The sequence below is a fragment of the Paenibacillus sp. EB106-06-01-XG199 genome (assembly GCF_058791575.1).
Map to the genome: position 1 here is coordinate 417,190 of NZ_JBYTDQ010000005.1, position 13,916 is coordinate 431,105.

A 13,916-nucleotide genomic window follows, 5' to 3' on the forward strand; every position below is an offset into this window, starting at 1 on the left:
ATATCAGTCACAGGGGGAGACAGGGATGGAGCAGCTTGCCGGAGGTTTGGAGCTGGAACGGTATGCCCGGCAGCTGAAGCTGCTTGGAGAAAGCGGACAGCAGGCGCTGAAGGAAGCGACGGTTATGGTGGCTGGAATCGGCGGACTTGGAGGAACGGCCGCACTGTATTTGGCAGCGGCTGGCGTCGGCAAGCTTATTTTGGCCCATGAGGGAATCATCCTTGCACCGGATCTCAACCGGCAGATTCTTATGGACAGCGATCACCTGGGCATGGAACGGATAAGCACAGCGAAAGCGCAGCTGAAGCGGCTGAATCCACATGTGGAGATCGAAGGGCATAATTCCAAAATTGAATATGAAATTGCCAAACCCTGGGTAGAGAGCGCCGATATTGTGATTGACGCCCGCTATGATTTTCCGGAGAGATATGCGTTGAACCGCATTTGTGTGGATACCGGGACGCCTATGGTGGAAGCTGCGATGTACGGCTTTGAAATTTCGCTTACCACTGTTGTTCCCGGGGAAACGCCTTGCCTGGAATGCCTATATCCAGATCTGCAGCCGCAGTGGGAACCGTTCGGGTTTCCAGTTTTGGGAGCTACGTCCGGAATTGCGGGTTGTTTGGCAGCACTGGAAGCCGTAAAATGGATTACAAGGGTAGGGACAACTTATGCGGGCGTAATGCATCGCTTCAGCTCACTCGACTTCGCCTGTTACAGCGTTGGGCTTACCCGTAATCCGAATTGCGCTTGCTGCGGAGAAGGAGGTAAACCGTGAAAAGTCTCAAGCTATGTGACACGACACTTAGGGATGGTGAACAGGCGGCTGGAGTTTCATTCACGAGGGCGGAAAAGCTGGAAATCGCAAAGTTGCTGTCGGAGTGCGGAGTAGAGCAAGCGGAGGTAGGTATTCCTGCCATGGGCAAGCGGGAGCAGGAGGATATTGCGGCAATCGCCGAACTGGGGCTTCCCATGAAGCTTATGACCTGGAACCGCTCGGTCCTTGGCGATATCGACAAGGCGCGCAGTACCGGAGTGAACTGGAGCCATGTGTCCATTCCGGTCTCAGAGATTCAGCTTCAGGGCAAGCTTGGGCTGACGCCGGCTGAAGGGCTGAACAAGCTGCTTCGTGCGGCGGAGCATGGGCTCAGGCTGGGGATGACGGTGTCGGTAGGGATGGAGGACTCCTCCAGAGCGAATATGGAATTCCTGGTTGAATTGGTGAACAGCCTGTATAAAGAAGGAATCCGCTGGTTCCGTTATGCGGATACGGTATCTGCCCATTATCCCGGGCAGATGACGGAGCGGGTAAGCACGCTGCTGGGGGCGGTTCCCGCAGATGTGGAGCTGGAAGTGCACTGCCACAATGACTTCGGGCTGGCATGCGCCAACACACTTAGCGGCATTGCCGCAGGTGCGGTTTGGGCCAGCACCACCGTAGCCGGCATTGGCGAACGTACGGGCAACGCGGCCATGGAGGAAGTCGCCATGGCCTGGCGGCATTTGTACGGCGGGGAGAGCGGTGTACGGATGGAGCTGCTCAAGGGTTTGGCGGATAAGGTTATTGCCGCCTCCGGGCGCAGTGTCGGCGATGCGAAGCCGATTGTGGGGCAGCTGGCATTTACGCATGAGTCAGGAATCCATGTGGACGGGCTGATGAAGGAGAAAAGTACGTATCAGACCTTTGATCCTGCAGAGGTGGGGCGGACGCACCGCTTCGTGCTGGGCAAGCATTCTGGAAGCAATGGTGTAGTCCATGTGCTGGAACAGAGAGGACTTGAGGTGAACGCCGACACGGCGGGGCGTTTGCTGGAACGGGTCCGCGTATACGCGGAAGCCAGAAAAGACACTGTTCCGGAGTATTTGCTGATGCAGTGGCTGATGGAGGAACAGCAGCGGGCCCAGAATGCGGTTTGAGCACCTGGAGTAAGTGATGAAGCAAGCAGCATTCCGCTTCCTTGGTGGAGGCGGAACACTGCTTGCTTTTTTTGGCGAGTATTCTTGTTCAGAACGCTCTGTGCCGTGAAAAAAGCTGTGTTTATTGTTGAAAACTTGCATAGCTTACTGTAAGCAACTACAATCTGAGCAGGATGGATTCATAGAGAATGCAAGAAGAATGGAGAGTCATGACAACAAAGACGATTTTTTTTGATATTGACGGTACGATTTATGATGAGGAGAAGCAGGTGCCTGCTTCCACAAAGAAAGCCATCGCTGAGCTTAAGCGGCTGGGCCATCATGTGGCCATCGCGACAGGGAGGGCCTCCTACATGTTTGAGGATCTGCGGGAAGAGCTGGGGATCCATTCGTATGTTTCGCTTAACGGACAATATGTTGTTTTTGAGGGGGAAGTGATTTACCGCAATCCGCTGGATACGGCTGCCTTGAAGGAGCTTACGCTGTTCGCCGAGAAGCAGGATCACCCGGTAGCCTATATTGATGCCCTTGACATGAAGGTGAATGTTGCGGAGCATGAGTATATTCAGACAAGCTTAGGATCGTTGAATTTGGCCTTTCCGACGCATGATGCGGAGTATTTTCTGCTGAATGAAATTTATCAGGCGCTGATCTTTTGCCCGAAGGAGAGCCAGGAGATGTACGCGGAAGCCTACCCCGGCTTCAAATTTATCCGTTGGCATCCGCTCTGTATGGATGTTCTGCCGGGCAACGGCTCGAAGGCTAACGGCATTGCCCAAATGATGAAGCATCTCGGAGTGAAGAAGGAAGATATTTATGCTTTTGGCGATGGCCTCAACGATGTAGAGATGCTGCAATTTGTCGGTCATGGCATCGCGATGGGCAATGCGGAGGATGAGGTTAAGGCCGTGGCTCCTTATGTCACCAAGCATGTCAGTGAGAACGGAATTTATGAAGGATTAAAGATGGTTGGTTTGCTGTAGGTTAGGGAATTTTGCGGGTAGAAGGAATAATACAGATCTCGTTTGAAACTAAAGGACTTTCATTGCGGAATCTGCAATAGAATAGTCCTTTTTTGCTGTCGCCGAGCGTTCAATTCTATTAGCTGAAGACGGAGGTAACAAGGCTAAAAACTTATTTTCCGTCTGTATAGGTGAAATCGGTTTGTCCATCTAGTACAAATACCTAGTAAACGCAAAAATATATAATTGCCTACGAGACGGATGTCTATGCCCTTCAATAGGTGAATGGAGTAGTATACATAAAGTCTATTGGAGGTGTTGAAGATGGGTCGCTCTGAGCATAGGAGTAAGGAGCGGGGATGCAAGAAACCGGATATGGCTTGCCCCTTGCCAAGAAAAAAACATCGAAAAACAAAATGTGCAGTACACCGAAAATGCCACTGTAAGGAAATCATCGTCAAAAAGCAAATTGTTCGCGTTAATATTCCCTTGGGGGCATTAGGTGCCGCTGGAGCCGCTGGAGCATTGGGAGCGGCAGGAGCTGTAGAAGCATTAGGTGCAGCAGGTGCGGCCGGAGCTGCGGGAGCACTCGGCGCCGCCGGCGCAGCAGGGGCAGTGGGAGCCACAGGTGTAGCTGGAGCACTCGGTGCTGTAGGCGCCGCTGGAGCGCTCGCAGCCGCCGGAGCCGCCGGAGCACTCGGGGCAGCGGGAGCGACTGGAGCATTAGGCGCTGCCGGAGCCGCCGGACTTTTGGGCGCCGCCGGAGCTGCTGGCGCTTTAGGTGCAGTTGGCGCGACAGGAGCGCTCGGTGCTGCCGGAGTAGCGGGAGCGTTGGGCGCTGCGGGAGCGGCCGGAGCTTTAGGTGCAGTTGGCGCGACAGGAGCGCTTGGAGCTGCCGGAGTAGCGGGAGCCTTGGGAGCCGCTGGAGCGGCAGGAGCCTTGGGGGCCGCCGGTGCCCTTGGCCCGGCGGGAGCAGCCGGGTTGGTAGGCCTCCCGGGACCCGCCGGACCGGCAGGACCGGCAGGGCCAACGGGTCCCGTAGGTGCTGCCGGAGTAGCAGGACCACCCGGACCTGTAGGACCAGGCGGACCCGCAGGAGCGCCCGGACCCGTAGGGCCAGGCGGAGCCCCGGGACCTGTAGGTCCAACGGGAGCCGCAGGCGCAGTGGGACCCGCCGGAGTGGCCGGACCGGCAGGACCTGCTGGACCAGCGGGTGCCACCGGAGCGACAGGAGCGGCCGGCGCAGCGGGCCCAGCAGGAGCAACGGGTGCAACGGGTGCCGCAGGCGGTATAGCCCAGTTCGGGTATGTGTATAACCTCGGAGCGCAGGTTGTGCCGATCGAGGCGGATGTTTCTTTTGATACCAACGGGTTCCTTACACCTGGAATAACACATGCTCCGGGAACGACTACAATCTCGGTTGCGAATGCAGGTATTTATGAAGTTAATTTTTCAGTATCAGGTGTAGAACCAAATCAATTTGCCTTATTCGTAAACGGCGCGCTCGTTCCGGGCACTGTGTACGGCTCAGGTGCGGGCACGCAGCAGAACACGGGGCAGGCCATATTCGCCCTTTCTTCCGGCGATGTATTAACCCTGAGAAATCACAGCTCGTCCGCAGCAGTCACGCTGCAGACGTTGGCTGGAGGCACGCAAGCCAACGTGAATGCATCTATTGTGATTAAGCAATTGAGTTAGGATTTCATAAACCGTATATCCGGACGATACAGTTCGATAAAAGGGTGGGAAGACTTCCGGAAGGAGCTTTTCACCTTTTTTAATTCACATAACAGTAGAGGTTTGCGGACAGAGACCTGCGTTTTACAGTGGAAGTTGTTATCGTCTTCCTCCAGTGTGGTTAAGATATATTAATATGTCCGGACGAAGCCCCGCCGGTTTCGCCGGAGATCAGGATCTTAAACTACAGGAATTGAAGGAAGCGGAGGGAACCGGAGTGAACCCTAAATGGTGGAAAGAAAGCGTCGTGTACCAGATTTATCCGATCAGTTTCATGGACAGCAACGGTGACGGCATAGGCGATCTGCGCGGGATTATTTCCAAGCTCGATTACCTGCAGAATCTGGGTGTCGATGTCATCTGGGTGTGTCCGATCTATAAATCACCAAACCATGACAATGGCTATGATATTAGTGATTACTGCGACATTATGAAGGAATTCGGGACGATGGATGATTTTGACCGGCTGCTCAGTGAGATGCATTCGCGCGGCATGAAGCTGATGATGGATCTGGTGCTGAATCATACCTCCCATCAGCATTCGTGGTTTATTGAATCGCGAAGCTCGAAGGATAATCCCAAACGGGATTTTTATATATGGAGAAAAGGCAAAAACGGCGGTCCGCCAAACAACTGGGAATCGTATTTCAGCGGTACGGTCTGGGAGCTGGATCCGGTGACGGACGAGTATTATCTCCATCTGTATTCCAAATATCAGCCGGATCTGAACTGGGAAAATCCCGTGGTAATCGACAAGCTGCATGAAATGGTGCAGTGGTGGCTGAAAAAAGGGGTCGACGGGTTCCGGTTTGACGCGATCGCCCACATCGTGAAGGCGGAGGGTTACCCTGATGCGCATAATCCGGGCGGAACGCCGACGGTGCGCGCCTATGATATGTTCTCTAACCTGTCGGATGTGCACACGCTGCTGCAGAATCTGCACGATCGGGTGCTCTACTTCTACGATATTATGACGGTTGGTGAAACCTCGGGCCTTGGGCCGGAGCAGGCGCTGGATTATGTCGGTGACGGACGCCGGGAGCTGAACATGACCTTTCAGTTTGAACATATGAATCTGGATGCCGCCTCGCCAGGGGGAGGGAAGTGGGACGTGGTTCCCTGGCGCCTGACGGAGCTCAAAAAAATCATCAGCAACTGGCAGACCGTCCTGCATGACCGGGGCTGGAACGCCAATTATTTATGCAATCATGACCAGCCGCGTTCGGTATCGAGGTTTGGCGACGATCTCTACTATCGTGTTCCTTCGGCCAAAATGCTGGCCACCTTTATTCATATGCTGGAGGGTACGCCTTACATTTATCAGGGCGAAGAAATCGGCATGACGAATGTGGCTTTTGAATCAATCGACGAATACCGGGATGTGGAGACACTCAATTATTATGAGGAAAAGCGTTCAAACGGCGTACCTGAAGCCGACATTATGGCCGCCATACACAAAAAAAGCCGGGACAATGCCCGCACGCCGATGCAGTGGGATGATGAAGAAGAAGGGGGCTTCACCACCGGTGTGCCTTGGATCAGAGTGAACTCCAATTTCAAGGAGATAAATGCGGCTAGTGCAGTCAAAGACCCTGATTCGATTTTTAACTACTATAAAAAGCTGATTGAGCTGCGGAAAAATCATCAGGTGATCGTTTATGGTGAATATGGACTGTTGCTGGAGGAGCATCCGGAGATTTATGTCTATACCCGTACGCTGGAGGAGCAGCGGCTGCTGGTGATTTTGAATTTTTATGGCCAGGAGCCGGTGTTCGAGCTTCCGGGTGAATTCCAGCCGGAGAAGCTGGAGCTGCTGATCTCCAATTATGCCCCTTCCAAAGAGGAAGATCTAAGAAACCTGAAGCTTCGTCCTTATGAGGCAAGGGTATATCTGCAGCGTCAACGTTGAAATAGCAGAGAGTTGCCATGGCGCGGGAAGTATGGCGAAATGGCGACTCTTTTTTGAGTTTGCCGGCAAAAGGGGTTACAATGGCGGTACATTAGCATAAATAGAGAGGTTTTTGCAGGTGCTGAGGGAGGAGAGAAATCATGAGTGAGTGGTATGAAGAGAGCTTTGGAGAAGACTATTTAATTGTCTACAGACACAGGGACTTCGGAGGGGCACGCCGCGAAGTGGAAAAGATGATCGACTGGCTTGCGCTTCCCCATGGCGCCAAAGTGCTGGATCTCTGCTGCGGGATGGGGCGTCATTCGCTGGCACTCTCGGAGGCCGGGTACGAGGTTACCGGTGTAGATTTATCCGAGGCGTTGCTGAGGGAGGCGCGTTCCCAGAAGGGGGCCGGATCGGTGACCTGGATACGCTCCGATATGCGGAAGCTGCCGCTGGATGGCGGTTTTGACGCAGTGGTTAACCTGTTTACTTCCTTCGGTTATTTTGAGGAGGATGAGGAACAGGTGAAGGTGCTGCGGGAAATTCACCGGATGCTTAAGCCGGGCGGCAAGTTTATTATAGATTTCCTTAACCCTGCTTATGTGATCCGCCATCTTGTACCACATTCCGTTCGTGAGGATGGAGACAATCTCATAGATGAGTCACGCCGGATCGAAAACGGTTATGTGATGAAAGACATCATTCTTACCTCCAAAACAGATCAGACGCCCCGCGGCTACCATGAACGGGTAAAGCTCTATTCGCTGGAACAGTTCAGCAAGATGATCGCAGCCGCAGAACTGCGCCTCGAAGCTGTGCATGGCTGCTACGATGAAAGCGACTATGATGCAGAAAGCTCAACCCGGATGATCTTCCGGGGGACCCGGACTTAGATGGTTTCGGGAAGAAGACTTAGAGGAGGCGGCGAAGATTCCATGCGAAAGCCGGAAATCAAGATAAGGGACAGCGGCATTATCCAGATTTCGGTGCCGATGGCCCCGCCGCTGCGCCAGGTGAACAGCTATCTATTGCCAGACCGGGACGGCAACCTTACGGTGATCGACCCCGGCCCGCATACGCTTGAGGCGGAGCTGGCTTGGCAGGAGGTTATGCAGGAGCTGGGTTTCTCTTGGGACAAGGTGCGCAGTGTTGTCGTCACACACCATCATCCTGACCATTACGGACTGGCCGGCTGGATGCAAGCCCGCAGCGGCAGCAAGGTGTGGATATCGGAACGGGCTCATGCGGAAGCCCGGATGACCTGGGGAGCAGAGGCCACTCTGAACGAGACGCTGCCGCTCCAGTTCCTCCGGCATGGGATGCCGGAGTCTTTGATTCAGGGGATCAGGGAGCATCTGGAGGGCTTCCTTCCCGAGGTAACCCCGCAGCCGGAGGTTACTTATATAAATGCTGCCACCCCTTTTCCGATGGGGGACCGTGAGTGGCAGCCGCTGGTTACCGGCGGGCATGCGCCGGGACATGTGTCGTTTTATCACGGCGGCAGCGGGCTTATGCTCTGCGGCGATGCTGTGCTGCCGCAAATCTCGCCCAATGTCAGCCTGCAGCCCGGCAGTGATCCGCAGCCGCTGCTGACGTTCATGGAGGGGCTGCGCGCGCTGCACAGCTACCCGGTGGCGATGGCGTTCCCGGGGCACCGGGAACCGTTCGCCGGCTTTGCGGAGCGGCTTGACAGCCTGCTCCGCCATCACGAGGAGCGGCTGGATGCCACAGCCGCCCTGCTGGCGGACGGCCCGCTGAGCGGATTCGCCGTCTGCGAGGCTATGTTCCGCAGCCGTGTAACCAGCGCGCATCAGCTGCGCTTTGCCATGGGCGAGACGCTGGCGCATCTCGCCGAGCTGGTGCGCCGGGAGCGGGCGGCAGTCATAGAGCCGGCTCCCGGGACGGGCGGCAGCACGTTGTTCGCTGCTCTGAACCCGTAGAGCCGCTTCAAGCTCAAGCGGCGGCGGGATATTGCCGCGCTCGCGGAGTGAAGAGGGCGGGGCTGACGGGAATAAGCAAGCAATAGCGCAACAAAGCAAATAGAGAGCAATACTTAAAGCCATGACACAGAGTGAGCGCGATATTTCCGCTGCACTGTGGCATGGCTTATTATAGTTGCTGCTGTTCCCAAGGGATCTTGAATTAATCCCTGATCCTTACTCCGGCAAATCGCTGCCAGCCGCTGGTTTCTTGGCGGCTTCTTCAACATCCTCGGGTGCATGGGGCAGGCCAAGCTCCTGTTCGCGTTCGGCTTGTTTCCGGTGGGCGATACGGCTGCTGGCAGCAGCGGCTACAGCACCTACGATGTCATCCAAGAACGTATGGATTTCTCCGGTCGTTTTGTCATTGAGCCGTTCGAGCACGCCGGGCTTCAGTTTATCTACGTAACCATAATTGGTGAAGCCGATGCTTCCGTACACATTCACGATGGAAAAAGCGAGGATTTCATCGACGCCGTACAATCCTTCATCGTTCTCAATCATGTCCTGCAGCGGGGTAAGCAGCTTGCCTTCCTCTGCCAGTACATCCAGCTGGATGCCGGTCAGCACCGCATTCTGCACTTCACGTTTGCTCAGTACCATCTCAACGTTATGGACGCATTCCTCCATCGTCAGATTCGGATAATAGTTTTTTTGCAGGAGCATGACCAGCTCCGCAATTTCCGTAACGGTCACTCCGCGTTTTTGCATCCAGACTTTAGTTGCTTCCGCAACGGCCTTGCTGTTGAGACTGTAAGGGATTTTTGCATCAGCCATCATCTGTCACCTCATAGTAAGTAGTAGTTTTATTGCCTGTTATCATTTCTTTTTCTGTCCTTCGTAAAAATCTGAAGGTAGTGAGATTGTACAGATTCTGGCAGTCAATGTCCAGCAGGTGCACCATTTCTGTGAAGTGGAAGTATAGTGATTTCCCTGACAATTACTTTCCGGCCAATAATTTAGGATAAGCTGTTGTTATTTTTTGGACAGAGGGCTCGTATACATAGCAGTACAATCTGGTATTAACCTTGAAAGGGGTAATTATTGATGAAACATATGAAGCAAATCCGCAATCTTTCGGCGGTTTGTCTGCTGACGGTTCCACTTGCACTGTCCGGCTGCGGTCTGTTTGGCTCAGAGTCGGCAGCGGTTGATCCGCCGCCGGGAGAAGTGGAGGCGCAAATGCTGGAGGTCAGCGGAACCACCGAGCTGGATTCCGGGGTATTCGCACCGGTTGCCGCGGAAGAAAAAGAAGCTGTAGCTGATAAGGATGCCGAAGCAGCCGCACCGGCAGAGACCGGGGAGCGGACAACCGTCTTTCTCGAAGATGGCAACGGATTGCTTGCCCCTGTATCGCTTAGCCTGCCGAAAGGCGAGAGCTCTGCCATGCTGAAGGATTCGCTCACGGCACTGGTCAGCAAGGGAGCCTACGCCTCGTCTTTGCCGGAAGGTTTTCAGGGTGTGCTTCCTGCCGGTACGGAAGTAAAGAGTGTATCCGTGGATAAAGATAAGCTGGCCGTTGTAGAGTTCAACTCAACCTTTAACGACTACGATCCGCTGGAGGAGCGCAAAATTCTCGAAGCAATTACCTGGACATTAACCGGCCAGGAGGGCATTAAGGGCGTGCAGCTCTGGGTTGAAGGCAAGAAATTGACGGAAATGCCGCTGCTCGGCATCCCGCTGGACCGCGCGCTGACACGCAGCATGGGCATTAATCTGCCGAAGCATGGAACACCGCTGATGAATTCCAGCGCAGTTACGGTTTATTTTTCCGCTGCAACCCCTGATGGCGTTCATCAGTATTATGTGCCCGTGACCCGGTTTGTACCCGCCGGAGAAGAGCCGCTGAAAGCAGCCTTGAACGAACTGATTGCCGGACCGGAATCCGGAAACGGCCTGGAGATGGTAATGACCCAGGAAACCGTGCTCGACTCGGTGAAAGCGGGGCAGAATGGTGTGGTTACAGTCTCTTTGACCGACGATATGTTTGCGGACAGCAAAAATGTTCCTAATGAATTTCTGGAATCCGTAGTGCTGACAGTCGCGCAAAATGCCGAGGATGCTCCCGTCCAGATTCGCCTGAACGGCAAGGAGACCGTCACCGGAAGCAATAATGTTGATTACGGCAAGCCGGTTTCCGCTCCGGAATATGTGAACGAGCTGCCGTTATAAAATGCGTCCGGCTGGCTGAAAAGATGCTTTTGTGTCTACTCTTTGGTAGAATAAAGTTTGCCAAGCAGAAACGGATAACGTCCTTAACCGGGGTGTTATCCGTTTCTGCGGAAATCAACGATTTGAAGTGATTTCCGGCAGGAAGCACACAAACTTTAGCTACCCAAAGATGCAGGAGGCAGAAAACATGAGATCAAACGGACGTAACGACGACGGGCTCCGGCCGCTGACAATAACAACCCAAACGAATAAATATGCGGAGGGTTCCGTAATCATTGAGATGGGGGACACCAAAGTTATCTGTACGGCAACAGTGGACGAGAAGGTCCCGCCATTTCTTAAAGGACAGGGTAAGGGATGGGTGACCGCCGAATATTCCATGCTTCCACGGGCCACGCAGACACGCAACCAGCGTGAAGCGGCGCGCGGCAAGCTTACCGGGCGGACGATGGAAATTCAGCGTCTGATTGGCCGGGCGCTGCGTTCTGTTGTTAATTTGCAGGCGCTCGGCGAGCGCAGCATTACGCTGGACTGCGATGTCATTCAAGCGGACGGAGGCACACGGACGGCTTCGATTACGGGTGCTTTTGTAGCCATGGCCTTTGCGATCAACAAAATTGCGCTCCAGCACAAGCTGAGCGTATTCCCGATTACGGACTATCTGGCGGCAATCAGCGTCGGTGTGGTTGGCGACAAAACGCTGCTGGATTTGAACTATGAAGAGGATTCCAAAGCCAAGGTCGATATGAATGTGGTTATGACGGGCGGAGGCGCATTTGTGGAGGTGCAGGGCACCGGGGAAGAGCGGCCGTTCACCCGCCAGGAGCTGGACCAGCTGCTGGGCCTGGGCGAGAAGGGGATTTACGAGCTGATCGCTGTGCAAAAAGAAGTGCTTGGCCCCATCGCCCTCAAAATACCGTCCGGCCTGCCAGGCCAAGAGGTGTAGTATGAAGACCGCCAGCGGAATTCTGATTGTTGCGACGAAAAATAAAGGCAAGGTGCGCGAATTCCAGCATGCTTTTGCCCCGCTTGGGCTGGAGGTCAAAAGTATGTTCGATTATCCCGCTCTGCCTGATGTAGTGGAAGACGGGGTTACTTTTGCCGAAAATGCGCTGAAAAAGGCAAAAGCCGTAGGCGATGCCTTGGGACTGCCCGTTCTGGCGGATGATTCCGGTCTTTGTGTGGATGCCATTGACGGCAGGCCGGGGGTCTACTCGGCACGTTATGCGGGTGAAGGCGCAGAGGACGGTGAGAATAACCTTAAGCTGCTGAACGAGCTGGAAGAACTGAAGCAGGGGGAGGATACCGGCCAGCCGCTGCTCAGCACGGCCCGGTTCGTCTGCGCGTTGTCGCTGTACGATCCTGCAAATGGACAAGAGCTTACCGCTGAAGGCAGGGTAGAGGGCTGGATTACCTCTGAGCCTGCCGGGGGCGGGGGGTTCGGCTATGATCCGCTCTTTTATCTGCCGGAATTTGAGAAAACAATGGCAGAGCTGACGCTGGAAGAGAAACAGCAGATCAGCCACCGGGGGATGGCGCTGCGGCTGCTGACCGAGAAGCTTACGGCTTCCCGCCAGTAAGAGCCAGCAGGACAAATTATTGCTGATTCGAAACATTGCGGCAGGTAAATTGACATGCGGTGAAAAATGTCGCAAGAATAAATTTCTCCTATACGTTAAGTGAAACCAACCTGTCTGCGAATTTTGCAGACAGGTTGGTTTATTATTACCCTGATATATCTATATTTGAAACCGTTTACACCAAAAAGAAAGATTATTTCTTTTTTATTTATTTTTATGAAAAAATACTTCATTATTTCTCTTTTATCTGCTATACTCCTAATAAAGAGAGGGCTGAGTGAGAAAAGGTAACATGATTGAGGCTCTCGTCTTATACCACTATCAAGGGGGATTTTGTGTGAGAACAAACAGATCAGGCTTTATTCTGTCACTGCTAGTCGTGATGGCGCTGTCTATGCTGCTGGCCGGCTGTGGAGGGAATGGGAATGCTCCTGCTCCAACCACATCTGCGAATGGGGCAGAACCTTCTGCTGAACAGACCGATACTCCCAAATCGGAGCCTGTCACATTGGAATTTTGGACGATTGCCCTTCAGCCCACCTTCAATGATTATTTCAATGATCTGATTGCGAAATACGAGGAAAGTCACCCCGGTGTAACGATTGAATGGAAAGACTATCCTTACGATGCCATCTCACAACGGCTGCTGACGAGCACAGCCAGCGGCAAAAGCCCCGATGTAGTTAATCTGAACACAGAATTCGCGAGCCAGCTGGGAAGCAAAGGTGCTTTGCTGAATCTTGCGGATCATCTTACAGCGGAAGAAGCAGGTTCTTATTTTGAAGGGATCTACAACTCTACCGTGTTTGACGGCAAGGCCTATGCACTTCCGTGGTATACAGGCACTGAAGTTCTGTTCATGAATAAAAAGCTTGTGGAAAAAGCCGGTCTGGATCCGTCCAATCCGCCGCAAACCCGGGATGAGCTGATTGAATGGGCCCGTCAGGTTCATCAAAAGACCGGAGCCGCCGGATATGCGCAGCAGCTCGTATCCAAGCTGTTTCCGATCGATGGAATCTCCATTCTGAATGAAGACAAGACAGCCGCAGCCTTCAATACGCCGGAAGCTGAGGCCATGATCTCACAAATGCGCGATCTAATGAAAGAAGGCGTGGTCCTGAAGGAAGATGCGGATTTCACAAAGCAAATCCAGTATTTCTCCGGTGAACAGGTAGCCTTCCAGTTGTCGGGCCCGACCTTTATCAACTTTATCAAAACCTCGGCGCCGGAAGTCTATGCGAACACGATTGCGGTTCAACTGCCTACAGGCAAAGCCAACCTCCGGCTCTCTAATACCATGGATCTGGTTGTGCCGCAAAAGTCGAAGAATCCGCAGCAGGCTGTTGAATTTGCGGCTTTCGTGACCAATGCGGACAATCAGACCGCCTTCTCCAAGGTTGCTAATACGTTGCCATCATCCAAAGCTTCCATTACGGATCCATTCTTCACCCAATCTGACGGCACGCTTGAAGCGGAAGCCAAGGTTGTCTCATCGCAAAGTTTGGATAAGGCTACCGATTATATGGTCGGTGTTCCAAGCGCCTCCGATATCAACTCCGCGCTTGCCCGCGGACTGCAGGAAATATTGCTCAACGGGGCAGATATCAAAAAAACGCTGGATGCAGTGGAAAAAGAAGTGAACGGAATCATTAAACAGGGTTCGTAAACCGCTTAGCGA

At 53.6% G+C, this 13,916-nt stretch carries 12 protein-coding genes; 11 read left to right on the forward strand and 1 reads right to left on the reverse strand.

All coding sequences use genetic code 11. The features are described 5' to 3' along the window. The first annotated feature begins 25 nt into the window (after positions 1-25). The 7 genes from AC3WT9_RS20450 (at position 26) to AC3WT9_RS20480 (ending at position 8,447) form a co-directional block, all read left to right on the forward strand. Positions 26-778: a HesA/MoeB/ThiF family protein gene (locus AC3WT9_RS20450; protein WP_341379686.1), complete on the forward strand. Its 753-nt coding sequence runs from the start codon at positions 26-28 to the stop codon at positions 776-778. Further along, entirely contained in the window at positions 775-1,917 is a 1,143-nt protein-coding gene (locus AC3WT9_RS20455) for a hydroxymethylglutaryl-CoA lyase-like TIM-barrel protein (protein ID WP_341379685.1), read from the forward strand. The genes AC3WT9_RS20450 and AC3WT9_RS20455 overlap by 4 nt, the downstream gene beginning before the upstream one ends. Positions 1,918-2,126: 209 nt before the next feature. Continuing rightward, entirely contained in the window at positions 2,127-2,900 is a 774-nt protein-coding gene (locus AC3WT9_RS20460) for a Cof-type HAD-IIB family hydrolase (RefSeq protein ID WP_341380417.1), read from the forward strand. 504 nt (positions 2,901-3,404) lie between these two features. Next, positions 3,405-4,577: a BclA C-terminal domain-containing protein gene (locus tag AC3WT9_RS20465; protein WP_492407900.1), complete on the forward strand. Its 1,173-nt coding sequence runs from the start codon at positions 3,405-3,407 to the stop codon at positions 4,575-4,577. Positions 4,578-4,833: 256 nt separating this feature from the next. Beyond that, a complete protein-coding gene (locus AC3WT9_RS20470; RefSeq protein WP_341380416.1) occupies positions 4,834-6,525 on the forward strand; it encodes a glycoside hydrolase family 13 protein in 1,692 nt (563 codons plus the stop codon). Between the two features lie 140 nt (positions 6,526-6,665). Then, positions 6,666-7,400 (forward strand): class I SAM-dependent methyltransferase, encoded by a 735-nt coding sequence (locus tag AC3WT9_RS20475; protein ID WP_341095931.1) that lies wholly within the window; start codon positions 6,666-6,668, stop codon positions 7,398-7,400. A gap of 42 nt (positions 7,401-7,442) precedes the next feature. Continuing rightward, positions 7,443-8,447: an MBL fold metallo-hydrolase gene (locus AC3WT9_RS20480; protein WP_341095928.1), complete on the forward strand. Its 1,005-nt coding sequence runs from the start codon at positions 7,443-7,445 to the stop codon at positions 8,445-8,447. A gap of 216 nt (positions 8,448-8,663) precedes the next feature. Here AC3WT9_RS20480 and AC3WT9_RS20485 read toward each other — a convergent pair whose 3' ends face one another. Further along, positions 8,664-9,263 carry a phosphatidylglycerophosphatase A family protein gene (locus tag AC3WT9_RS20485; protein ID WP_341095926.1) on the reverse strand — a complete coding sequence of 200 codons (600 nt, stop codon included), beginning with the start codon at positions 9,261-9,263 and terminating at the stop codon, positions 8,664-8,666. Between the two features lie 270 nt (positions 9,264-9,533). On the opposite strand from AC3WT9_RS20485, the gene AC3WT9_RS20490 reads away from it, so the two are divergent. The 4 genes from AC3WT9_RS20490 to AC3WT9_RS20505 all read left to right on the forward strand — a co-directional run bounded on the left by AC3WT9_RS20490 (position 9,534) and on the right by AC3WT9_RS20505 (position 13,904). Next, positions 9,534-10,658, forward strand: coding sequence for a GerMN domain-containing protein (locus tag AC3WT9_RS20490; RefSeq protein WP_341095923.1), 1,125 nt, complete (start codon positions 9,534-9,536; stop codon positions 10,656-10,658). A 187-nt stretch (positions 10,659-10,845) separates the two neighbouring features. Beyond that, positions 10,846-11,604: a ribonuclease PH gene (gene rph / locus AC3WT9_RS20495; RefSeq protein WP_341095921.1), complete on the forward strand. Its 759-nt coding sequence runs from the start codon at positions 10,846-10,848 to the stop codon at positions 11,602-11,604. A 1-nt stretch (position 11,605) separates the two neighbouring features. After that, the gene (locus AC3WT9_RS20500; protein WP_341379682.1) at positions 11,606-12,238 is read left to right on the forward strand and encodes an XTP/dITP diphosphatase; all 633 of its coding nucleotides are present in this window, start codon (positions 11,606-11,608) and stop codon (positions 12,236-12,238) included. Between the two features lie 337 nt (positions 12,239-12,575). Next, on the forward strand, positions 12,576-13,904 hold the full coding sequence (locus tag AC3WT9_RS20505) for an ABC transporter substrate-binding protein (protein ID WP_341095918.1): 1,329 nt from the start codon (positions 12,576-12,578) through the stop codon (positions 13,902-13,904). The last annotated feature ends 12 nt before the right edge of the window (positions 13,905-13,916 follow it).